The organism is Streptococcus sp. KHUD_017, assembly GCF_054861245.1.
Window position 1 is genome coordinate 363,015 of the sequence record NZ_CM142175.1, and the last position, 22,353, is coordinate 385,367.

Here is a 22,353-nt window from a genome sequence, read left to right on the forward strand (position 1 = left end):
GTGGCTTTAGGAGGGCGAGAGCCTTCCTATTTTTGTTATGGAGATGATTAAAAGAAAAAATGGGAAAGAATAAGATTTTTAAATATGTAGGAAGTAGTCTGTTAGCACTATTATTGCTCGCTTCGATGATTTTTTTGAATCTGTCTGTTCAAAAAAATACTACTATTAGCAATGAAAGCAATCAAAAAGCAAACCAACAGACTAAATTAAATGTGGCTATCGTAAATGAAGATAAGCCCGTATATATGGATACGAAAGAGTATAATCTAGGTGCGAGTTATGTAAAAAACATTGAGCGGGATAATTCGCAAAATTGGTTCGTTGTACCTCGCGGAACAGCAGATGCTGGATTAGAAAGTGGGAAATACCAACTAGTTTTAACGATTCCTAGTGACTTTTCTGAGAAAGTATTGGATATCAATAAGATTAATGTAGACAAGACCATTATCAATTATAAGATCAATGCACAAGGAAATTTGCAGGTTGAGAATGATGCCAATAAACTAGCAAAAGATATTGTAGCAGATCTGAATAGCCAACTAGTAGATATGTATATGGCTAGCATTTTGAGTAATCTTTATACTGCACAAAAAAATGTCCAAGCTAGCTCACAGATACAAGCGACCAATATCGGAAGTTATCGTACCAACTTATATGGGACAGCTATCAACTCGAAAAATCTTTTTCCAACTCTTTATAGCATGTCTAGTTCTTCAGTAGAATCAAACAATGCTTTAAAGACAGGTTTGGAAAGCTATACGCAAATTTTTGACCGCTATGATGTCTCACAGACTGCTTATGGTAATAAAATTGCTGACTTGCTTAAAGCTAGGGGTTCCGAGAAGGAAAATCATGCGGATGTTATTACGAGATTAATCGGTCAGAGTCACATAGAAGTTCAGAATCAAATTGAAACTTATAAGAAATTAATTGACGCTCAAGGTAGTCTGACTTCTAATATAGATGGAACAACAGCCTCTTCTGATGGTACGTCATCAGGAGTTGGACCTTCCTATAAAACAGTAGCAGAAAACATCAGCAAAGAAATTGATGCACTACAAACTAATTTGACTGAAGAACGAACGAAGTTTGAAAATCATAAGAAGGATATTAATAACTTTATTGATGAAAAATTAGTGGCTTATTACGGAACAACTGAAAAGGGTAACATCACTCTAGCGCAATTCCTAGACAAAGCTGAAAACAAGGATCTAGAAAATGCTGAGAAAACCATTGTAGATTTGTTGGGAACTGCAATATCTGAATTGCCAGCAGAAGATTTTAGTGGAAAAGTATTTGATGGTTTTGGAATTTCACCTGTAACAATACCTTCCCTAGACTATAGCAAATTAAAAAGTTTAGGCACACCTAGTGGGGCAACAACTCTAACGGATTTGAAAAATCTGGAAAGTCAAGCCATTACAAGTACAACTCCTGTAGGTACAACGGGTACAAAAGCCAAAGTTTCATGGAAAGCCGAGACAGGAGTAACTGTTGTATCAGTTACTTATGAAGGCACTCCATTAGTTCTTGGTCAAGAAATTGATTTGAAGACTGGTGGGACCTTCAAAGTAGTGTACAATGTTACGGAAACATCTTCAGCTGCAACTCCAGATCCGACTCCAACTCCAGCTCCAGCTCCAACATCTACACCAAAATCAATCGATATTTCATTGAATGATGTTCAAGCAGTTAGCGCTCCGGTGGATGTGGCAAATGTTCAAAAAGCTGCGGTTTCTTACGGACAAAAGGTTCAGAAAATAGAGTCTACTTATCAAAAAGTGGATTCACTATTAAAAGCACATAATGCTATTAAAGAATTGCGAAACAGTAATGTTTCTACAGCTTTAACAAATATTTGGTACGAAGCGATTACTTCAAATTTGAAGAAATATGAAGATAGTCTATCTACTCCTGCCAGTGCTACAGATACGGATGGTGCTAAGGACAAAGTGGATAAGGCCTTAACAAAATTGACTGAGTTGAAACCTGTATTAGAAAAAAATGTGCAAGATGTCTTGGATACAAACAAGGAGTTGGATACCAAAATCCAGGACCAACTTGAGAAGTACAAACAGTTAGAAAAGGAACTAGAGAATTTGGAAAAAGCTCAAGCAGACGGAAATACTGCTTTTGAGACTACTAATACGCAATTGACAACTCTAAATACTGATTTTGCAGCTCTGTTAGCAGAAACAGCAGGTGTAAAGACTTCTTCTCAAAGCAATGTGAAGGCGGCTGAATCAGTGAATGAGACTTTGAGTAATTTTAACCGTGAATTATCAAATGCGCAAACTAGCACTGAAAAACTTTCGCAGGATGCTGATTCGTTGATGACCCAATTTAACGAGGAATTAACAGCCAATGGCAACTTTGTTGAATCTTTCTTGAAAGTTTTAAATAATGCTTATGAAAATGGAGTGCCAAATGAAGTCTTGCTCAATTTCCTATCAAATCCAGTTGCGCAAAATTCATCTTCTGTAAAAGCAACAGTTAATGTATATCGTCCGTTTACATGGATTCTACTTTTGGAAATTGTGAGTCTCTTTACAGCTTATCTCTTTGCAACTCAAAACATTATTCGTAAGGTTAAAGATAAATTTAAGTTGGATAAACTACATGATACAGATTTTGTGACTGTAACGATCTTATCTGCGCTAAGCCTTGTTGTTGGACTAGTCGTTGGTATCGTTTCAAATATTCAGCTACAAGTTGGTCGTGAGTACCAACCATCATGGGTTTTATTAATTGTTTTAGCGGGATTCGTGCTGATTCAAGGACAATATTTCTTACTGAAACATTTTCGTGTAATTGGTATGGGGCTTGCCTTCTTTATGATGATTAGCTTTGTGTACTTATCAAATGCTATCGGTACAACAGCTAGTCTAACAGGCTTCCCAGCATTTATCAAAAACCTTAATGTTTTATCAATATTAGAAGGCTTACTCTCAGGATATTTTGATGGACACCCAGCCACAATTATAGTTTTTGTCGCAACGATTTTTGTGATAGCAATTCTAATTGTTATGAACGTTTTTATCAAAGCAGGAAGTTTGTGGTTTCAAGTAAATCAAACTGAGAAAGTATAGAAATTAAGAATATGAAAAAAGTATTTCTTTTGCTTCTTACCTTGATAGCGTCTGCAGTAGTTTCAACAGCTACTGCAGATGATATAAAGGATAATAGTCTGCAGCTTGATGATTCTCGACTTGAGAAGAAAGAAGGATTGAAGTTTGGTATTCAGTCCGAACAAGTCAAAGACCTTTTTAATGAAGCGACTCAAAAGAAGTTGCAGGAGATGCAACATTATCAAGAAGAACAGTTGATCACAGAAAGGGGACAACTGTTTTCTGCTATACAGGGACCAGTAAAAAATAATTTGCAAGAACAACTATTTCAACCAAATTCCGGAAAATTATCTAAATTTCAAACAAATTTAGATAAGGGTACTGGAGGAGAATTGAATAATTTTATGCCAGAGATGTTCTATGTAGGAGTCGTTCTATTGCTGATGGGTGTCACTGGTTTGATGAGTTACCGAGTGATGGCAGATAATTTGGATTGATGTTTTAACCGTTCGTCCAAGAAACATAGAAAAAGGATAAATCAGACAGGAGATACAAAAGTAATGGAGCAACATATCAATATTACCCTGCGGTTGAAAGATAGGGATGTGGATGTTCGAATTCCCCGAAAGATTGAAGTACGTCGTCTAATCCGAGAAATTGATACGATTTTTAATCCAGGAATAAAGCGAAAAAAATACCAATTAAGAATAGTCAATAAAGGTTTGTTGATTGATGAAGGAAAATATCTGTCTGATTATCCAATGACGACAGGAGATTTAGTAGAAATTGAGGAAATATAGGTGACTGAAGAAAAATTTGTATTTGGTGGACAACCATTTATCTATGAAAAAAGTGAAACTACCTGGGAATTAAAACTTAAACGTTCAGATGTAGCTAGTCAAGATCTACGAGAGCTTTTGTTGTTGGATTTACACCATCCATTGTTTTTGGAGCAATCCATGGTATCTGATGAGGACAGTGTGACTTTTTCTTACCAAGTAGAGCCTTATGGATTAAGTTATGATGAAGTGAAGAACCGTACAATCTCAGAGAGAATTCGTTTGGCTCTAAACGTTTTTAGTCTAGAGGGAGCTTTAGAGTTACCGGTAACCTTTCTTTTGCATCCATTGAATCTGTTTATTACGAAAGATGCACAAGCTAAAATTGCTTATCGTGGAATTCCAGATTTGATGGTTCCTCAGGCTATATCTCCAGAAGATTTTCTACGTCAAGCCAAGTGTTTTACAGTAACTTTATTTACCGATTTGGACTTTATGGATCTCTACAATGGTTCTCTGGAACTAGAAACTTTACCAGATTTCCTAAATGATTTGTGCCAAGCTAATGATATTGCATCTGCAGTTTCAATTCTTGAAAAATATTATGTCGAGAAATACACGAAAGAACAGGCTGATTTGGTATTGGTTCCAAGTAGAAAACATCGTGTTTTTAAGTTGGCTACAATCTGGTTGTCAGCTAGCGTAGTTTTGTTGGCCATTCCACTTATTTATTTGATTTTTGTGCAAAATCCATTCAAAGAAAAGATGCTACAGGCTGACACTGCCTTTATAAAAGTGGATTATAGTGGGGTTATTACGGAACTGGAGGGTGTTACTCCGTCTAGTTTACCAAATACTCAAAAGTATGAACTGGCATACTCTTATATTCAGGGATTGGAATTTTCTGATGACCAAAAGAAAGTCATTTTGAATAATGTGACTCTCAAGTCAGATGAACTTTATTTGACTTACTGGATCCAAATTGGGCGCAACCGTTTTGAGGAAGCTCTCGATATCGCTAAACGGATTAATGATAGTGACTTGATTCTCTATGCGTTGACTCAAGAAATCAAGCAAGTTCGAGAAGATGATAAGCTATCAGGAAAAGATCGTGAAAGTAAGTTGAATGCATTGGAGAGTGAGTACAAGAAATACTGGGATAGTCGAAGTCAGTTATTGACAAATGATTCTAGTGCTAACAAGTCCACTACTACAAATCAACAAGATAAGACTTCTGAAAGTAAGCCTTCTTCGGAAAAGAAATCTAGTCCTAGCACTTCCTCTAACAATTAAAGGAGACCAAGAGAGAAATTATGAAAAAACAAATCATTTTCTACAGCCAAGGTCTACGTTATGAAGTAGAATTAGGTACGGATAAAACTGTCTTGATTGGTGCAACTGAAAAGGCTCAAGTCTATCTTTCACAACAGGAGATGCCAATTCAACTAAAAGTTGACGGTGACGAAGTGTTTTATCAGTATGGTGACGAAGTAGGCCTACTGAAAAATGCTCTAAGTTTGGGGGTAGTTGTCTTTTATCTCCGAGAAGGAGAAACAAAAATTTATGATCTTTTGGATTTGTCAGAAATTCAGATAGGTTCTCATAAGGGTGCTCTTATTACTCTAGATGCAGAGATTGAGCTATTATTGCAGAAAACTCAAAATCAATGGATTTTGACTCGAATGCAAGGGGAGTTCTATAGAAATAATCATTTGGAGCAAAACGATCAACAACTAATTAGTTTTGGAGATGAATTGAGTTTAGGAGCGGTGACAATTAAACTCTATCCAGATGAGATTTGGATTCAAGGGCCAGCTCAAGTTGGGAAACAATTGACATTGAGAGAGCCATCGCGTTATGCCTTTTATGAAGAGTATCCTGATTATCATCGTTCGCCAAGAATCATCTATCGTGGTAGTGAAGATAAAATCTTGATAAACCCTCCAGGTCAGGAACCAGTTAAACCTAGTGACGAACTATTGAAATTGATCATTCCTCCTCTTATGATGATTGGGGTAACAATCCTGATTACTTTGATTCAACCTCGAGGAATTTATATTCTTGCGACAGTAGGGATGTCGATCACCACAATGATTTTCTCTATCCGAGGCTTTTTCAAAAATCGGAAAAAGTACAAGGCTGATAAAAAAGAGAGAATTGATCTCTATCACCTTTATCTAAAGGACAAGGCCATGGAATTGACTCGTCTGGAGCGGGAACAAAAAGAAGGGATGAACTACCATTTTCCAACTGTTTTGGAGTTGACTGACCTCGTTGAGAGTTATAATCACAGGATCTATGAAAAGACCCCCTTGCACTTTGACTTCCTTTATTATCGTCTAGGATTAGGAAAACTCCCAACTAGCTATGAGTTAAATTATGGGCAACGAGAACGAAGTGGGAAGAAAGATGCTTTAGAGGAAGAGGGATACGCCCTCTATAGTCGACATAAAAAAATCCCGGATATGCCGATTCCAGCCAATCTAAGCCATGGGCCGGTGGGGTATATTGGTCCAAGAAATCTAGTTTTAGAACAACTTCAGTTGTTGGTCATGCAGATAGCTACTTTCCATTCTTATCATGATGTGCAATTTATCACCATCTTGCCTGAAGAGGAAAAAGAACAGTGGTCTTGGATGCGTTGGCTTCCACATGCCAAACTTCAAGAGCTCAATGTGCGAGGATTTGTATACAATCAACGGACACGTGACCAGGTTCTCAATAGTTTGAATCAAATCTTGAAACTACGTCGTAGTCAAAAGGAAGAAACATCACATAAAGAAAGTACACTTTTCCACCCTCATTACGTAGTTTTAGTGACAGATGAAAAGCTAATATTGGACCATGTCATTATGGAATTCTTTACAGAAGACCCAACAGATTTGGGTTGTTCTCTCGTTTTTGTAGAGGATGTGATGAGCTCTTTGTCTGAAAATATCCAGACAGTGATCAACATCAAGGACCGCAATACAGGACAACTTGTCATGGAAGAAGGAGTTTTGAAAGAAACAGACTTCCGCTTGGATCATTTTCCAGTCGATTATGACAAGGAGCGCATTGCTCGAACCTTGGCACCTCTCAATCACCTTCAAAATCTCAAGAGTTCGATTCCGGATTCAGTTACCTTCATGGAAATGTATGGAGCAGAAACATTTGAAGACTTGCAGGTATCTAGCCGCTGGGAAAAGAACGCGCCTTACAAGAGTTTGGCTGTTCCGATTGGTTTACGAGGTCAAGGCGATCTGGTTCAACTCAATCTTCATGAAAAAGCTCATGGTCCTCATGGTTTGATTGCAGGGACGACTGGTTCAGGGAAGTCAGAGACCATCCAATCCTATATCCTGTCTCTAGCTGTTAATTTCCATCCTCATGATGTGGCTTTCTTGCTGATTGACTATAAGGGTGGTGGGATGGCCAATCTCTTTAAAAACCTACCCCATCTCTTGGGAACTATCACTAACTTGGATGGTGCCCAATCCATGCGTGCTCTAGCTTCAATCAATGCAGAGATCCATCGTCGTGAGCGACTCTTCAGAGAATTTGAAGTTAATCATATCAATCAATATCAGAAGAAATTTAAAAATGGAGAAGCGAAAGAACCTCTCCCTCATCTCTTCCTCATCTCTGATGAATTTGCGGAGCTCAAGGCCAACCAGCCAGACTTTATCAAGGAGTTGGTATCTATCGCTCGGGTCGGACGTTCTCTAGGGGTCCACTTGATCCTAGCAACTCAAAAGCCATCAGGAGTAGTAGATGATCAGATCTGGTCCAACTCACGCTTTAAGATTGCCCTCAAAGTGGCGGACCGCTCTGACTCGAATGAAATGCTTCATACGCCTGATGCAGCTGAAATTACGCAGACTGGACGCGCCTATCTGCAGGTCGGAAATAACGAAGTCTATGAACTCTTCCAGTCAGCATGGTCAGGAGCAGATTATCAGCCAGAAAAAGATGATATGGGGATTGAAGACCACACCATCTACCTGATCAATGAATTGGGACAATATGAAATCTTAAACGAAGACTTATCGGGCTTAGAGGATGCGGATGAAATCAAGGAAGTTCCGACAGAGTTAGATGCGATTGTGCACAACATTCAACTCATGTGTGAAGAACAAGAGATTCCTCCAGTACCGCAACCATGGTTGCCTCCGCTCAAAGAGCGAATTACGCTTGAGGAGTTAGAAGAAGTGCAACCGACAGTAGCCTGGGAACAAGAGAAACCACTCTCTGTCCTACTTGGAATGGCAGATATTCCACAGGCGCAGAAACAGGAAGCTGTCTCTATCAATCTCGCCAAGGACGGACATGTCCTTCTCTATGGAAGTCCGGGTACTGGGAAAACGACCTTCCTTCAGTCTGCAGGTATGGACTTGGCTCGTAAGTTCAGTCCGAAGGACCTGACTATGTACTTGATGGACTTTGGAACCAATGGTTTGGCTCCACTATCTAAACTTCCGCAGGTGGCTGATACCATGCTTTTGGACCAAACGGAGAAAATCTCTAAATTTGTACGAATCATGGAGAAAGAACTTAATCGTCGGAAGAAACTTCTCTCTGACTATGGCGTTGGGACCTTGGAACTCTACCGTCAGGCCAGTGGTCAGAAAGAACCAGCTATTGTCATTCTTTTAGATAGCTATGAAGCGATCAAAGAAGAGGCTTATGAGGCGGAACTCTTCAAACTCCTAGTGAGAATTTCCCGTGAAGGTCTCAGCATCGGAGTTCACCTCTTGATGACAGCTGGCCGTCAGACAAACCTGCGAGCTCAGCTCTACTCGAACTTCAAGCACCAGTTGAGCCTGCCACAGAATGAAGCGAGTGAAGTGCGTGTGATTGTGGGAGCTACACCACTCGCCATGACCATGGAGGACATCAAGGGACGTGCGCTTATCAAACGTGAGGAAGTCGATGTCATTCAGTTGGCACTCCCAGTTTCTGGAGCCAATGACACCCAAGTCCTCAATAACCTCCGCCAAACAGTCGCTTCCCTCCAAGAAGCTTGGACAGGACAACGTCCAAGTGCCATTCCGATGGTGCCAGAGGAGTTGACAGAGGCAGACTTCTATAGCCGAGCCAGCGTGCAGACTGCCTATGAACATGGACTCGTGCCATTAGGACTTGACTTGGAGACAGTTGAGCCCGTTACTTGGAACCTAGCTAAAGGAAATCTTCTCTACCTAACAGATAAAGAAGAGCAGATGACAGCTTTGGTGAAACACATTGCCAAAGGAAAACAAAAAGTTATCGTCTTGGCACCGAAGTATCATAATTTGCCTGAAATGGAAGGTGTGACGATTCTCGCAAGTCCAGAGGAATATCTAGAAGGCTTAGATATGATGGAGTTCAAGATTCAGGAACGTTTAGAAGGCAAACAGCGAGAACACGTCGCAACAGTAGTTGTTTACAATTTAACTGAATTGGTGGGAGAATTAAACTCAGAAGCACTTGAGGCTTTGGCTTATGTCCTAGATAAAGGAATTCGAGCTGGATATGGTTCAATTGTAATGAGTTCGTCGTTGATTACTAAACACATTGATGTGGTTTCAAAGGCAGTTCGTACCTATAAGCAGGCTATTGTAGCACTTCGATTAAGTGATCAATCAGTTCTGACAGTAACCAACAGACCTGTTCGTGAGCCGCAATTAGAAGAGCAAGAACACTACTATGTTTCCGATGGGTTAGCAAGTAGAATGAAAGTATTAATGATATAGAAAAGGAGGATAGCTATGGCTAAAGATATTGAAACTATTATAGCGTTGACCAATGCCTTGTATAGCGCTACGTCAGTAACAAGCCAAGCGGCTAGTAGGAAAGCAGAATTAGAAGCAGAACGTAATAATGTTCAAAAGCAGTCTACAGATATCTGGACAGTCTCGTCATTGTCATCTTATATTGCTGGTGAGAAGTATGATGATGAAGAAAAACAAGAACGACAAGATTTGGACAAATTAGAGAAAATGCTGTCTGAAAAAAAGAATGAGATTTTGTCTTTGCTGGATAGTAAGATTTCGGAAGCAGAATCAAATTTACAAAGTGCTCAGTTGGCAGAATCAAATGCCCGGTATGCCTTAAATATGGCTTTAAATGGCAACTAGAAAGGATAGGTAGATGTCGATACAAGTGAAAAATATAGCTGGTTTAAACAGCTATGGAACTAGTATTCATACTTTTGGCGGTCGTTTTGACGAAGCGGCGAGTGATACAGTCCGAGAGTTTAATACTAGCCTTGAAGGTGAAAAGGCAGAGGCCATTAATGCATTCTTTGAGAAGTTGAATAAGATACAAACAACGGTATTTAAAGATGCTCCTAAAGATATCATGACCTATGGTCAACAAGTTTTCACCTTTACGGGAGAATTGAAAGGTCTGGGTTTTTCTACCTTAGCTTATACAGATGATGAATCAATAACAACTTTAACGAACTCTTTGGAAGGTCAACAACGTGATGAGATTAATGGAGTGAAAAGTAAAGTGATACAAACACTCCAGCAAGCCGTTGATGTATTGGGAGAAGGGGATGCCACGATTTCTAATTTTGATCCCACAGTTGAAAACTTGATTTTAGAAGAAGTGAAGCTTAGAAAGGAAACACATGAGGGAATTAAAACTACTCATGAAACTTTAGAGAAAGCTGTTACTAATTCAGGAGAGCGCTTTGAAGCTTTAACAACGATGACTCAAAATGCTAAGGCAATAACTTCTATTCCAGCTTTAAATATTTTGGATGCTATCCAACGAGGTGACTTAAGACAGGATAATGTCAATTATCTTGATGCGGCTTATACCTCTGATGATGTTGAAATCATAAAGGTTTTAATTTCTGAATCTAGATATAAGACAAAACAAGACTTTTTTGAAAAATTAGCTAGGGCGAAAGTAGATAAAGCTAGTATCCCAACAACGATGCTAGTTGCTAGTCGTCTAGAAAAAGCTGCTGATAAAGGTGAAGTTGATGGCTTAGGGGCATTCTTTGAGGTTCTTTCTAATCGAGATGTGAAAGAGGTTCAAGTCTATACAGCGAAATTATCATCTAGTATTGATACTATTGTAGATGGTATTAATGCCAAGGGGCAATCGTTGAGAAAGCCTATGCCAAAAAACTACAATAGTGAAGAGTATCAAGAATGGTTAAATAACGAAGAAGGGGTTAAAGAACGCTTAAAAGCATTAAAGGAAAGCTCCGTTCGCTATGGTCGTCTAAATAATATTTTAACGTATATGAATACTGAAAAAATTGGAAAGGATACCATAACAGTTAAAGATGTCGCCCAAGAAAATGGGAAGACTGGTGACTATACAGCGACGATTACACGAAATATTAAAGCAGGAAGTTTTGCCTCTTCGAAGACTGATGGTGAATATACCTTTACAGTTATAGGAATAGACCATAAGGACGGCTCTGAAACGATTAGTGTAAGTAGTTATAAGGAGAAGAGTCAGATTGGTAATTTAGATACAATGGAAAAACTTAAAGCACAAAAAGAGCGCTTATGGGTGGAATCGGCTTATAATACAACTAAGAACATTGTATCTATGAATCCAGTTACAGGTTTCTTTTGGGATATGGTAGAAGCAGCAGCGACAACCAAAGAGGATAAAAATCTACTTGCTGATGTAGCTAAAAATGGTACAAAGGCACTGAGTGAAACTGATTTCAAAAAATATAAGGCTCTAAAAAATGCTGGTTCGCATGTTGTTGGTGGCGTCATTGAACATTTTGAAAAAGCTCAAAAGATTCAAGAAGAGTTGGAAAAAACTGATAAAGCTCTTTTGAGTCAAGAAATGGATGTTGGTGGTACCGCCATAAAAGAAGGAAATCGCTATAAGCATATTTCTGGTCAAACTCGTTATGACTTCGAGGCCAATCTTCGGATGGCAGACCTCCAGCAGAATGGGATGAAAGGTTATTATTTCCGTAAGATTTTAAAGGAAAACCCAGGTGATATAAAAGGAGCAGTTAATGATTTAGAAATTCTAGAAAAAAAATTGAATGCGATTGAACCATCAGGGGACTATACAGAGGAAGTGAAATCTCTTTTCAGTGGAGACGGTAGCATTTCTCCTGTGCAACTGGGGGGAGAAAAGCTCGTCAAAGGATTGAGAGAATTTGAAAATGTAACACAAAATATTAAAGATTATAATTTTAATTATGATGATTATGGTAAGAATGAGGATCTTTATTTCAATCATTTAGTTGGAATAGGAGGGAACTAATAGTGAACAAACAAGTATTTAAGAATCGGAAGGTCATCTGGTCACTCCTTCTTCTTTTTCTAGTCGTAACGGGCTCTTGTTTCTTACTTTTCTTAAAGCCCGGTCAACCCCAAAAAGAAAAAGAGTATAGAATGAGAACTGCTATGGGAAAATCAGACTTTCAACTATTTGGAGATAAGAATCAATATGTTCTTGCACCTACAAACAAAGGGAGTTTCTTTGTCAGTAAAAAATATGCGATCACTGATGAATATAAGTTCTTTTTAGAAGAGGATAAAATTAACATTCCTCATCACCAGAGGGAGGGAGAGTATTGGAATTTAGTCCTATATAATTTAGACGAGAAGGGATTGCCAGAGCGAAAGATAGACCTGTATCAGGCAGTGCGAAACTACAATCAGAAAAGCATTCCTAGAAATCTGCTCGACTCCTATTACGTTGAGGACACTCACTACTTTGGGTTAGAAATTGTAGATTTATCGGATGAAGAAAATCCAATTTATAAATATGCCTATCTCAATGTGGAGACGGAAGAAGTGGTTGAACTTCCAAAAGATACCAAGTTTGGAATGGACTCTCATATTATTGATACGGAAAGAGCGACAAATTTTGATAAAGTCTTGGATTCTAAGGGTTATTTTCCTCCTTCAAATGAGATACTTGCAGATAATTATGAAGGGAGCATCCCAGACCCTAATATCAACCTCTATAGCCTTTATCCAGATATACAAGATAAACTCATCAACCAGAATTGGTCACTTTATGTCCGTACAGATAAGGTTACTCCGGATGAGTGGTTTGACACCCTTCTTCATTGGTTCGCCCCAAAAGGGGAAGATATCCTCACTGTTTATGGACGTAATGATGATGGGAAAGCCTCAGATGTTCAGATACATAACAGCCAAGAGGCGAATGCCTGGTTGGAACAACATCCAGTCCTTCGGAAAATATAAGAAGGTTGTTAGAAATGATGGAGTGAAATTGAATGAGTAATAAGAAAATTAATCCAGATAATCTCAGCCGGGTGAATGGTGCATTTAAGGATATGAGTGGAGAGTTAGAACATAACGTTTCGGATCTCATTTCTTCAAGTGCCACGGAAAAGCTTCAAGCTGCGACCGATGGTATTAAGAAACTCTCTAAGGAAATGGTGGAGACGATTAGTTCCTTAGATGAGTATCTTGGGGCGGTTGGCGAGGCTTTTAAAAGCGCAGATGCGAGTATGGCTCAGTCCATCGGTCAGAATATGTATACGAAAGCTCCTGAGTCACGAGCAGAACGTAGAGAGCGCTATATCCAAGGAGGAAAAGATTCCAAGGAACGCCACCATCGAAGAAAAATGGCTGATATCGCAGAGAATCAATACAAAGATTTTCCATAATTATAGGAACTCACCTGAATTTATGTTCAGGTGGGTTTCTTTTGTATTTCTCTTCTTCTCACGGTATTACTCATATGGTATAATGGATTAAGGATTAAAACGTATTAAGGATTAAAACGTATTAGGAAATACTTAGGAGAATCATTATGAAAAAATATAGGAAAAGAATACTAATCATTCTGGGAGTTTTAAGCCTCTTAGTCATAACGGGATCTTGTTTCTTTCTTCTCTTGAAGCAAAGTCAGAAACCCAAAGAGCTAGAGTATTTAATGCGAACTGCCAGGGAAAAATCAGATTTTCAACTATTTGGAGATAAGAACCAATATGTCCTTGCGTCTAGAAATAAAGGTAGTTTCTTTGTCAGTAAAACATATGCGATCACAGATGAGTACAAGACTTTTATAGTGAAGGAAGAAGGGAAGATACATGAAACACCTCATCTTCAGATGGAGGGAGAGTATTGGAATTTAGTCCTATATAATTTAGACGAGGAGGGATTGCCTGAACGAAAGATTGACCTTTTTCAGGCAGTGCGAAGCTACAATCAGAAAAGCGTTCCTACAAGACTGATTGACTCCTATTACGTTGAGGACACTCACTACTTTGGGTTGAAAATTATAGATTTAACGGATGAAGAAAATTGGGTAATCAGAACAGTCTATCTCAATGTGGAGACGGAAGAAGTAGTGGATTTTCCAAAAGATACAAAGTTTGGAAGGAACTCTGATATAATCGCTACCGCAAGAATAACAAACTACGATAAGGTTCTAGACTCTAAGGGTTATATTGGTCCTTTGAATGAGATTGTCACAACTAGGTCTGAAGGGCAGGTCCCAGACCCTAACATCAACCTCTACAGTCTTTATCCAGACATCGAAGATAAACTCATCAATCAGAATTGGTCGCTTTATGTCCGTCCAGATAAGGTTACACCGGATGAGTGCTTTGACACCGTGTTACACTGGTTCGCCCCTAAGGGAGAAGACCTTCTAACCGTTTATGGACGTAATGATGATGGGGAAGCCTCAGATGTTCAGATTCATAACAGCCAAGAGGCAAATGCCTGGTTGGAGCAACATCCTGCCCTTCGAAATATAGACTATTATAGACCAGACGGGAGTGATAAAGAGTGAGTAATAAGAAAATTAATCCGGATAATCTCAGCCGAGTGAATGGTGCATTTAAAGATATGAGTGGCGAGTTAGAACATAACGTTTCGGACCTCATTTCTTCAAGTGCGACGGAAAAAATAGGAGCTGCGACAGATGGTATTAAGAAACTCTCTAAGGAAATGGTGGAGACGATTAGTTCCTTAGATGAGTATCTTGGGGCGGTTGGTGAGGCCTTTCGAAGCGCAGACGCGAGTATGGCTCAGTCCATCGGTCAGAATATGTATACGAAAGCTCCTGAGTCACGAGCAGAACGTAGAGAGCGCTATATCCAAGGCGGAAAAGATTCCAAGGAACGCCACCATCGAAGAAAAATGGCTGATATCGCAGAGAATCAATATAAAGATTTTCCATAATTATAGGAACTCACCTAAATTTATTTCAGGTGGGTTTCTTTTATTAATGGTGTGAACTTTTTGGTAAAATCTAGCTCAATTTGTGTATTTTTAGGGTAAAATTCACACCAATAGTCTTTGTCTTATACAAATTCTTCCTAGTATGAATTTAGTATGATATAATTAAATACGAATAATTTAAAGGAGTTATAAATGAAAATAGGAAAAGGCATCAATTGGATTTTGATTCTGTTTAGTTGCTTAAGTGCTATAGTACTGATAAGTTTTGTGTTCTTCTTTAATCATAAGAAGCAAGATGCAGAAGTAGTGAATGCCACAACGGAACAGGTTTCTACTACTAGTACGGCTACGACTAGTTCGACAACCACTAGTTTAACGACTACCCAAGATAGTGTTACGACTACTGAGGAAAAACTCTCGACACAAGAAGAGCAAACGAATGCTAAATCACAAAAAATAGATGAGCAAGCCATTCTAAATGGAGATTTCTCGACTCTAGTTGGAACATGGAGAAATGGACTTGGGCAAGAGTTTACATTCGATAAAAATGGACTAGTAAACAGTGGAAACATTGAAAAAAAGAGAATGGGTAGCCATGGAACGATTGAATTCAGCATTAGAGATGGTATCTCAGGCTATGGAATGAGTATTTATCCTGCTGGACTTATTATGGATGGGTTAGATACTGATTTAACTAAAAATAGGCTTATTGCTGGTCAAGCAGCTCCAACCAGATCAGAACAAGTTTTTTATAAAGTAGACTAAATGATTAACCATCTCATCAAATTTGAGATGGTTTTCTTTTTTATTTGTGAGTCATGATCATTTTATGAAGGTGAAGTAAACAGGGTTTAAAGTTGGATTTTTCCACTAGACATTCGTCTACTTTTTTTATATAATAAAACTAAACCAAAATGGTTGAATTTTGAAAATAGAGTCAACCTATGATGAAAACATCACGCTAGGAGGTAAGTCATGTACCAACCAGAAAAACTCAAGGCTCGGAGAAAAGAGCTAAAGCTAACACAAAAAGAGATTGCAGAGCGACTTGGGATTAGTTTTCAGGCTTATTCGGCTTGGGAGCGTGGAGTCAAGGAGCCTTCCGAAGAAAAGGTTGCTCAGTTAGAAGATCTTTTAAAAGTACCAAAAGGCTATTTTACCCAAATCGAAATTGTCCGTCTCTATAATAGCCTCTCTAATCAAGGGAAAGAGAAGGTGGTGGTCTATGCTCGCGATCTGGCTCAAGAAGAACAAGCCAAGAAGGTGACGGGTATGCCAGAAAAACTTTTCGAGTATCATGTTTATGAACGCATGTCGGCTGGTATCGGTGCTTCGGTTTATGATGATCGTAACTTTGATACGGTTTATTTCAATGAAGAACTGGCTCATGATTTTGCTTCCTGGGTATCAGGGGATTCTATGGAGCCCAAATATCAAAATGGTTCCGTGGCTCTGATTCGAGAGACCGGATTTGATTACGACGGAGCAGTTTATGCAGTGGTTTGCAATAACCAGACCTATATCAAACGAGTCTATCGAGAAGAGGATGGCTTGCGTCTGGTCTCTATCAATCCTAAATACAAGGATATCCTCATTTCTTACGAAGAAGATCCGCGGATTGTGGGCATTATCGTAGGTAACTTTGTACCCATGGAGGGATAGTCTATGGGCTACTTTGATTATTCCAGAGAGCCCAAAAGTGATATTGCCTTTGTCGATATGAAGTCCTTTTATGCCAGTGTTGAGTGTGTGGAAAGAGGACTCCATCCCCTTAAAACCTCCCTTTGTGTTATGAGTCGGGCGGATAATTCTGTTGGGCTTATTCTTGCCTCCTCGCCTATGTTTAAAAAGGTTTTTGGGAAAGCAAATGTAGGCCGTGCCTATGACCTCCCCTTCGATATCAAGACGCGTAAATTTTCCTACTATAATGCCAAGAAACAAGGCTTACGGACAGATCCGGACTATGTGAAATTTATCGAAGATTGGGCTCGGGTGACCGTCATTGTCCCTCCTCGGATGGATAAGTATATCGCAGTCAACATGGAAATTCAGCGCATTTTCCAGAATTACGGCAGTCCAGATGATATTTATCCTTATTCGATTGATGAAGGATTTATTGACCTAACCAGTTCGCTCAATTATTTTGTTCCGGATCAGCAGATTTCTCGCAAAGATAAGCTAGATATGCTTTCGGCTCGTATCCAGAGAGATATCTGGCGGCAGACCGGGATTTACTCGACAGTCGGTATGTCGAATGCTAATCCTCTGCTTGCTAAGTTGGCCTTGGATAATGAAGCCAAGCACACACCGACCATGCGAGCCAATTGGTCTTACCAGGATGTGGAAGACAAGGTCTGGTCTATTCCAAAGATGACCGACTTTTGGGGGATTGGGCATCGGATGGAGAAGCGCTTGAATAGTTTGGGGATTTATTCAATTAAGGAATTAGCCAATAGCAATCCTGATGTCCTGAAGAAGGAGCTTGGTCAAGCTGGACTACGCTTGTGGTTTCATGCCAATGGAATTGATGAGAGTAATGTTCATAAGCCCTATAAAGCCAAATCTCACGGCTTGGGCAATTCGCAAATTTTACCGAGAGATTATGTCAAGCAGCGAGACATCGAAATTATCCTTCGAGAGATGGCTGAACAGGTGGCTGTCAGGCTTCGGCGGGCCAGAAAAAAGACGACAGTGGTGTCTATCCATCTTGGCTTTTCTAAGCAGGAACAAAAACGCTCCATCCATACCCAGATGAAGGTGGAGCCAACCAATAACACCAGTATTTTGGTCGGGCATGTCCTGCAATTATTCCATAGCAAATATACTTCTGGGGCTGTCAGGAGTGTTGCCGTTAGTTATTCAGGTTTTTTGGATGAATCCTTTGCGTTGATTTCCCTTTTTGATGATGTTGATAAAGTAGAAAAAGAAGAAAGGCTCCAGACTGCCATTGATTCCATTCGAGAACAATTCGGCTTTACTTCCCTTTTGAAGGCGACTGCCTTAGAGGATGCATCGAGAAGTATTGCCAGAAGTAAGCTCATCGGAGGGCACTCTGCTGGAGGATTAGATGGATTGAAATGATTGATCGTTCTTATTTGCCCTTCCAATCCGCGAGGGACTATCAAGATCCAGGCATGCAGAAGTGGATGGGCTTTTTTCTATCGGAGCATACGACCTCGCTCAGTGCAGAAAAAAATCGTGTCGATTTATCAACAGATTTGAATCCAGTCGAGAAGTTGTTGCTACTTTCCCAGCTCTACGTTGGACGCCTAAAAGGCTCTTTTGTGGTCAAGGAGAAAAATCATAAAAGCACGATATTGGGTGAAGTAAGAGAATTATCTCCTCAAGAAATCTCTATTAGCACGGATGAAGGCTATCGATTAATCAGGGTAGATGATATTCTCACAATCCAACTTTGTCAGGAGGAAGTTGATGACTAGAAAAGAGTTATATGAAAACAAATTGCAGATGGATTATTTTTCAGATGACTACATTCGTTTTGAGGAAGACTTTCAAAAATACTCTGCCATGAATGTACCCTTGACTTTCTTGATTGATGATATCCTACGAACCATGGCCATTAACCAAAAGGACTACTTTGTCTTAAACAAGGAAAATGCCAAGGACGGAAGGGAACATCGATTTTATTTTAGAGTGAAGATGGAAAAAGATTGTCCACGAACTCGGACTTATGCTTATCTTGGATTTGTGCGAAATCATCAGTAAAGATTCTTGTCTTAGATATATGTTGTTGCAACAATAACAATACAAACAACTATCATTCCTAGCCGTTCAAGAGCTATTTCTTGAATGGTTTTTTGTTTGCTGTTTAAAAACAATTGAACTATACCAATTTTTATTCTTGACAAGTAAAAGAAACAAGTATATACTGTTTTCACTGATTCTAAAAACAGAAAATCAGACTATACCAATTTCGATAAGGAGAAAGCACAGCTTGTCTGTGTCGTATATACTATGTGTGGAATTGTTGGTGTTGTTGGAAACTCAAATGCAACTGATATTTTGATTCAAGGACTTGAAAAACTCGAATACCGTGGTTATGATTCGGCTGGAATTTTTGTTCTAGGTGGTGCTGAAAGCCATCTGGTCAAGGCTGTTGGTCGTATTGCAGAATTGTCTGCCAAGACAGCAGGCGTTGAGGGGACAACTGGTATCGGACATACTCGTTGGGCCACTCACGGGAAGCCAACAGAGGACAATGCTCACCCGCACCGCTCTGAGACAGGACGTTTTGTCTTGGTGCACAACGGGGTGATTGAAAACTACCTTGAAATCAAGGAAGAATACCTTGCGGGTCACCACTTCAAGGGACAAACAGATACAGAAATCGCCGTTCACTTGATTGGAAAATTTACGGAAGAAGATGGCTTGTCAGTTCTTGAAGCCTTCAAAAAAGCTCTTCACATCATCCGTGGTTCTTATGCCTTTGCTTTGATCGACTCTGAAAATCCAGATGTCATCTATGTTGCCAAGAACAAATCACCTCTCTTGATTGGTCTTGGAGAAGGCTACAACATGGTCTGCTCAGACGCCATGGCCATGATTCGTGAAACTAACCAATACATGGAAATCCATGACCAAGAATTAGTAATTGTGAAAGCTGATAGTGTCGAAGTTCAAGATTATGATGGGAATAGCCGTGAGCGTGCTAGCTATACAGCTGAGCTTGACTTATCTGATATCGGTAAGGGGACTTATCCTTACTACATGCTCAAGGAAATCGATGAGCAACCAACAGTTATGCGTAAGCTCATCCAAGCCTACACAGATGAGGCTGGTCAAGTTGTCGTAGATCCAGCTATTATAAAGGCTGTTCAAGACGCGGACCGCATCTACATTCTTGCAGCTGGAACTTCTTACCATGCAGGATTTGCTTCTAAAAAGATGCTAGAAGAATTGACGGATACGCCGGTTGAACTGGGTATCTCCTCAGAGTGGGGGTACGGTATGCCACTTCTCAGCCAGAAACCACTCTTCATCTTTATCAGTCAATCTGGTGAAACAGCGGATAGCCGTCAGGTTTTGGTTAAGTCCAATGAAATGGGGATTCCAAGCTTGACAGTGACAAACGTGCCAGGATCAACGCTGTCACGTGAAGCTAACCATACTATGTTGCTTCATGCAGGTCCTGAAATTGCCGTAGCATCAACCAAGGCTTATACAGCCCAAATCGCAGCCCTTGCCTTCCTTGCAAAAGCGGTTGGTGAAGCAAATGGCAATGAAAAAGCCAAAGCTTTCGATTTGGTTCATGAGTTGTCTATCGTGGCTCAATCTATCGAATCAACCCTTTCCGAGAAAGAATTGATTGACGCTAAGGTTCGTGACCTTCTTGAAACAACACGCAACGCCTTTTACATCGGACGTGGTCAAGATTACTATGTGGCTATGGAAGCTAGTCTCAAACTCAAAGAGATTTCTTACATCCAATGTGAAGGTTTTGCGGCTGGAGAACTCAAGCATGGAACCATTGCCTTGATTGAAGAGGGGACACCTGTTTTGGCCCTCTTGTCAGACCCAGTTCTAGCCAACCACACTCGTGGAAATATCCAAGAAGTGGCAGCGCGTGGTGCTAAGGTCCTCACCATCGCAGAAGAAAATGTTGCCAAAGATACAGACGATATCGTTCTTACGACCGTACACCCTTACCTCTCACCAATCTCAATGGTCGTACCAACGCAATTAGTCGCTTACTTTGCAACCCTACACCGTGGACTCGATGTGGACAAACCACGTAACCTTGCTAAGTCTGTAACGGTAGAATAACAAAAAAGTCTAGTTTAACTAGACTTTTTTTATTATAAATCTTGCATGGAAATCTTATTGAGTTCGTTGACAACTTGCAGAATAGATAGTCGGCTAATGTTCATGATTCGCTTATTATTAATTTCTTTAATATCAAAATTAGTGATAATAGCGTCATAGTCACTTTGCCTAATTTCTTCGATATTTAGGGTTTCTTTATCCCAAGTTTCATACTGGATGTTATTTGCAGTATGGAATTCGTATAGAGATATCAAGAATTCTGGATGAGCAAAGTCATACTCACTGAGAACTAAGACTTTGACTTTCTTTTTATGTTCAAATAATTGATCTGTAAGCCCCTCTGCGTGGGTAAATAGGGTGTAGATTAGGTGAGAAAGAGCAGGTATCTTCTCCTTTTGTCCCATAATATTCTTATAGCGCATCATTTCAAAGACGGTTGCTTCATAAAAATTAGGGAAGAATTTTTTAATCTTTCCAAGTGTATAGTCTTTATTTTGTGAAATGATCGATTCGGAGTTGATTTCTCTTCGCTCAAGCAAGGCAGTGTTATGCAGATTCCAAATCAAGGTATCCGTATTTGAAAATTGAACACCAAATCTTCGAGTCAAGTTGTCCAGAATGTCTCGTGCAGCATGATAGGACAAATTAACTTTTTCGTCAGATTGACGAGCAGCTAGAAAGTCTTCGACTGTGAAGAAGAGGCTAGGTTCAGCAAATGGACTGAAGATTTGATAGAGATTTTCCGGATTGATATCAATGTTAAGTCCTTGGGCCAATTCTTGTAACTGATGCTGAAAATCGGGTAGTTGGTCGAAAATAGGATTTAACCAGGAAATGTTTTGTTCGGATAACTGAACGAAATATCCTCTCTTCATTCGGTGCAAATCGACTGTAGCCTGTGTTCGGATTTGGTAAAGATTTTGATATTTTGCAGGGAATTTCGCCAAATTGATGAAGAAAGAAACAAAATCATTAATATTCTCTTCCTTAACCTCCTCAAAGGGCCAGTCCAGAAAATTATAAGCTTCGTGGAAAAATTGGGAGAAGAAAAATCGAATATCTTTTTCATCTCCAATGATAGATATTGGGGTTACCTTGAGCTTAAAGCGGTAAGTTCCATCAAGTGTCTTATTGATATCCGCAATTTTCTTTCGCAAGGAAGGAAGGGAAATATCCAAAGATTCAGCAAGATGCTCATAGGTAAAGGGGCTGTCCAAAAGGAAAAATGCTTTTAAAATTTGAAAATATTCAGACGTCTGTAAAAAATATTGGTAAATTCGCTCAATGCCATTATTTTTCGTATTCACCATCATTATCCCCGCAGTTGAGTGTCGAATATCAAAATCAGGAAAGATTTCACGTAATTCTTTGATATCACTTTTAATGATGCGAGCATTGTGTCCAATGGTTTTAGATAAATCATCTAGGTAAATCCAGTCAGGATTTTCAAACAAATATTCTAAAATCTTTAATTGCCTTTGCTCTTTTTGACTGAGTAATTCTCTCATTTTTAATAAACTCCCGAAGTAATGTTAGAATAATTAGAAAAGAAGATAGTCGGAAATCGTCAGAATCATAAAATAAAGTCACCCCTTAAGA

General features: G+C 39.4%; 18 protein-coding genes. 17 read left to right on the forward strand and 1 reads right to left on the reverse strand.

The features are described from left to right. Positions 1–59 precede the first annotated feature (59 nt). The 17 genes from esaA to glmS all read left to right on the forward strand — a co-directional run bounded on the left by esaA (position 60) and on the right by glmS (position 20,754). Complete coding sequence (gene esaA, locus ACVAMZ_RS01765) at positions 60–3,089, forward strand: type VII secretion protein EsaA (protein ID WP_461684856.1); 3,030 nt, start codon at positions 60–62, stop codon at positions 3,087–3,089. An 11-nt stretch (positions 3,090–3,100) separates the two neighbouring features. After that, positions 3,101–3,565, forward strand: a complete 465-nt coding sequence (gene essA / locus ACVAMZ_RS01770) for a type VII secretion protein EssA (protein ID WP_461684857.1) — start codon at positions 3,101–3,103, stop codon at positions 3,563–3,565. 63 nt (positions 3,566–3,628) lie between these two features. Continuing rightward, positions 3,629–3,868 (forward strand): EsaB/YukD family protein, encoded by a 240-nt coding sequence (locus tag ACVAMZ_RS01775; RefSeq protein ID WP_461684858.1) that lies wholly within the window; start codon positions 3,629–3,631, stop codon positions 3,866–3,868. Further along, positions 3,869–5,140 carry a type VII secretion protein EssB gene (gene essB / locus ACVAMZ_RS01780; protein ID WP_461684859.1) on the forward strand — a complete coding sequence of 424 codons (1,272 nt, stop codon included), beginning with the start codon at positions 3,869–3,871 and terminating at the stop codon, positions 5,138–5,140. A gap of 20 nt (positions 5,141–5,160) precedes the next feature. Beyond that, complete coding sequence (gene essC / locus ACVAMZ_RS01785; RefSeq protein WP_461684860.1) at positions 5,161–9,561, forward strand: type VII secretion protein EssC; 4,401 nt, start codon at positions 5,161–5,163, stop codon at positions 9,559–9,561. A 15-nt stretch (positions 9,562–9,576) separates the two neighbouring features. Then, positions 9,577–9,945 carry a chemotaxis protein gene (locus tag ACVAMZ_RS01790; protein ID WP_254724900.1) on the forward strand — a complete coding sequence of 123 codons (369 nt, stop codon included), beginning with the start codon at positions 9,577–9,579 and terminating at the stop codon, positions 9,943–9,945. 13 nt (positions 9,946–9,958) lie between these two features. Then, entirely contained in the window at positions 9,959–12,064 is a 2,106-nt protein-coding gene (locus ACVAMZ_RS01795; RefSeq protein WP_461684861.1) for a hypothetical protein, read from the forward strand. A gap of 2 nt (positions 12,065–12,066) precedes the next feature. Further along, a complete protein-coding gene (locus ACVAMZ_RS01800) occupies positions 12,067–13,017 on the forward strand; it encodes a hypothetical protein (protein WP_461684862.1) in 951 nt (316 codons plus the stop codon). A 32-nt stretch (positions 13,018–13,049) separates the two neighbouring features. After that, positions 13,050–13,445: a hypothetical protein gene (locus ACVAMZ_RS01805; protein ID WP_461684863.1), complete on the forward strand. Its 396-nt coding sequence runs from the start codon at positions 13,050–13,052 to the stop codon at positions 13,443–13,445. A gap of 146 nt (positions 13,446–13,591) precedes the next feature. Beyond that, entirely contained in the window at positions 13,592–14,578 is a 987-nt protein-coding gene (locus tag ACVAMZ_RS01810) for a hypothetical protein (protein ID WP_461684864.1), read from the forward strand. Further along, complete coding sequence (locus ACVAMZ_RS01815; RefSeq protein ID WP_461684865.1) at positions 14,575–14,970, forward strand: hypothetical protein; 396 nt, start codon at positions 14,575–14,577, stop codon at positions 14,968–14,970. Before ACVAMZ_RS01810 ends, ACVAMZ_RS01815 begins: the two co-directional genes overlap by 4 nt. Before the next feature lie 192 nt (positions 14,971–15,162). Then, positions 15,163–15,735 carry a DUF6287 domain-containing protein gene (locus ACVAMZ_RS01820; protein ID WP_004250888.1) on the forward strand — a complete coding sequence of 191 codons (573 nt, stop codon included), beginning with the start codon at positions 15,163–15,165 and terminating at the stop codon, positions 15,733–15,735. Positions 15,736–15,945: 210 nt separating this feature from the next. Beyond that, the gene (locus ACVAMZ_RS01825) at positions 15,946–16,632 is read left to right on the forward strand and encodes a helix-turn-helix domain-containing protein (protein WP_461684866.1); all 687 of its coding nucleotides are present in this window, start codon (positions 15,946–15,948) and stop codon (positions 16,630–16,632) included. Positions 16,633–16,635: 3 nt separating this feature from the next. Continuing rightward, positions 16,636–18,051: a Y-family DNA polymerase gene (locus ACVAMZ_RS01830; RefSeq protein WP_461684867.1), complete on the forward strand. Its 1,416-nt coding sequence runs from the start codon at positions 16,636–16,638 to the stop codon at positions 18,049–18,051. Continuing rightward, a complete protein-coding gene (locus ACVAMZ_RS01835) occupies positions 18,048–18,410 on the forward strand; it encodes a hypothetical protein (protein WP_461684868.1) in 363 nt (120 codons plus the stop codon). Before ACVAMZ_RS01830 ends, ACVAMZ_RS01835 begins: the two co-directional genes overlap by 4 nt. Then, positions 18,403–18,696, forward strand: coding sequence for a DUF5960 family protein (locus ACVAMZ_RS01840; protein ID WP_461684869.1), 294 nt, complete (start codon positions 18,403–18,405; stop codon positions 18,694–18,696). Before ACVAMZ_RS01835 ends, ACVAMZ_RS01840 begins: the two co-directional genes overlap by 8 nt. A gap of 249 nt (positions 18,697–18,945) precedes the next feature. Continuing rightward, on the forward strand, positions 18,946–20,754 hold the full coding sequence (gene glmS / locus ACVAMZ_RS01845) for a glutamine--fructose-6-phosphate transaminase (isomerizing) (RefSeq protein WP_461684870.1): 1,809 nt from the start codon (positions 18,946–18,948) through the stop codon (positions 20,752–20,754). Between the two features lie 32 nt (positions 20,755–20,786). On the opposite strand, the gene ACVAMZ_RS01850 is transcribed toward glmS, so the two are convergent. Beyond that, complete coding sequence (locus ACVAMZ_RS01850; RefSeq protein WP_461684871.1) at positions 20,787–22,262, reverse strand: M protein trans-acting positive regulator PRD domain-containing protein; 1,476 nt, start codon at positions 22,260–22,262, stop codon at positions 20,787–20,789. Positions 22,263–22,353: the final 91 nt, after the last annotated feature.

Excerpts from the sequence above, each read along its gene's own strand:
- esaA (WP_461684856.1), top strand. The coding sequence starts at position 60 with ATGGGAAAGAATAAGATTTTTAAATATGTAGGAAGTAGTCTGTTAGCA.
- essA (WP_461684857.1), top strand. The coding sequence starts at position 3,101 with ATGAAAAAAGTATTTCTTTTGCTTCTTACCTTGATAGCGTCTGCAGTA.
- ACVAMZ_RS01775 (WP_461684858.1), top strand. The coding sequence starts at position 3,629 with ATGGAGCAACATATCAATATTACCCTGCGGTTGAAAGATAGGGATGTG.
- essC (WP_461684860.1), top strand. The coding sequence starts at position 5,161 with ATGAAAAAACAAATCATTTTCTACAGCCAAGGTCTACGTTATGAAGTA.
- ACVAMZ_RS01790 (WP_254724900.1), top strand. The coding sequence starts at position 9,577 with ATGGCTAAAGATATTGAAACTATTATAGCGTTGACCAATGCCTTGTAT.
- ACVAMZ_RS01795 (WP_461684861.1), top strand. The coding sequence starts at position 9,959 with ATGTCGATACAAGTGAAAAATATAGCTGGTTTAAACAGCTATGGAACT.
- ACVAMZ_RS01805 (WP_461684863.1), top strand. The coding sequence starts at position 13,050 with ATGAGTAATAAGAAAATTAATCCAGATAATCTCAGCCGGGTGAATGGT.
- ACVAMZ_RS01810 (WP_461684864.1), top strand. The coding sequence starts at position 13,592 with ATGAAAAAATATAGGAAAAGAATACTAATCATTCTGGGAGTTTTAAGC.
- ACVAMZ_RS01820 (WP_004250888.1), top strand. The coding sequence starts at position 15,163 with ATGAAAATAGGAAAAGGCATCAATTGGATTTTGATTCTGTTTAGTTGC.
- ACVAMZ_RS01825 (WP_461684866.1), top strand. The coding sequence starts at position 15,946 with ATGTACCAACCAGAAAAACTCAAGGCTCGGAGAAAAGAGCTAAAGCTA.
- ACVAMZ_RS01830 (WP_461684867.1), top strand. The coding sequence starts at position 16,636 with ATGGGCTACTTTGATTATTCCAGAGAGCCCAAAAGTGATATTGCCTTT.
- ACVAMZ_RS01835 (WP_461684868.1), top strand. The coding sequence starts at position 18,048 with ATGATTGATCGTTCTTATTTGCCCTTCCAATCCGCGAGGGACTATCAA.
- ACVAMZ_RS01840 (WP_461684869.1), top strand. The coding sequence starts at position 18,403 with ATGACTAGAAAAGAGTTATATGAAAACAAATTGCAGATGGATTATTTT.
- glmS (WP_461684870.1), top strand. The coding sequence starts at position 18,946 with ATGTGTGGAATTGTTGGTGTTGTTGGAAACTCAAATGCAACTGATATT.
- ACVAMZ_RS01850 (WP_461684871.1), bottom strand. The coding sequence starts at position 22,262 with ATGAGAGAATTACTCAGTCAAAAAGAGCAAAGGCAATTAAAGATTTTA.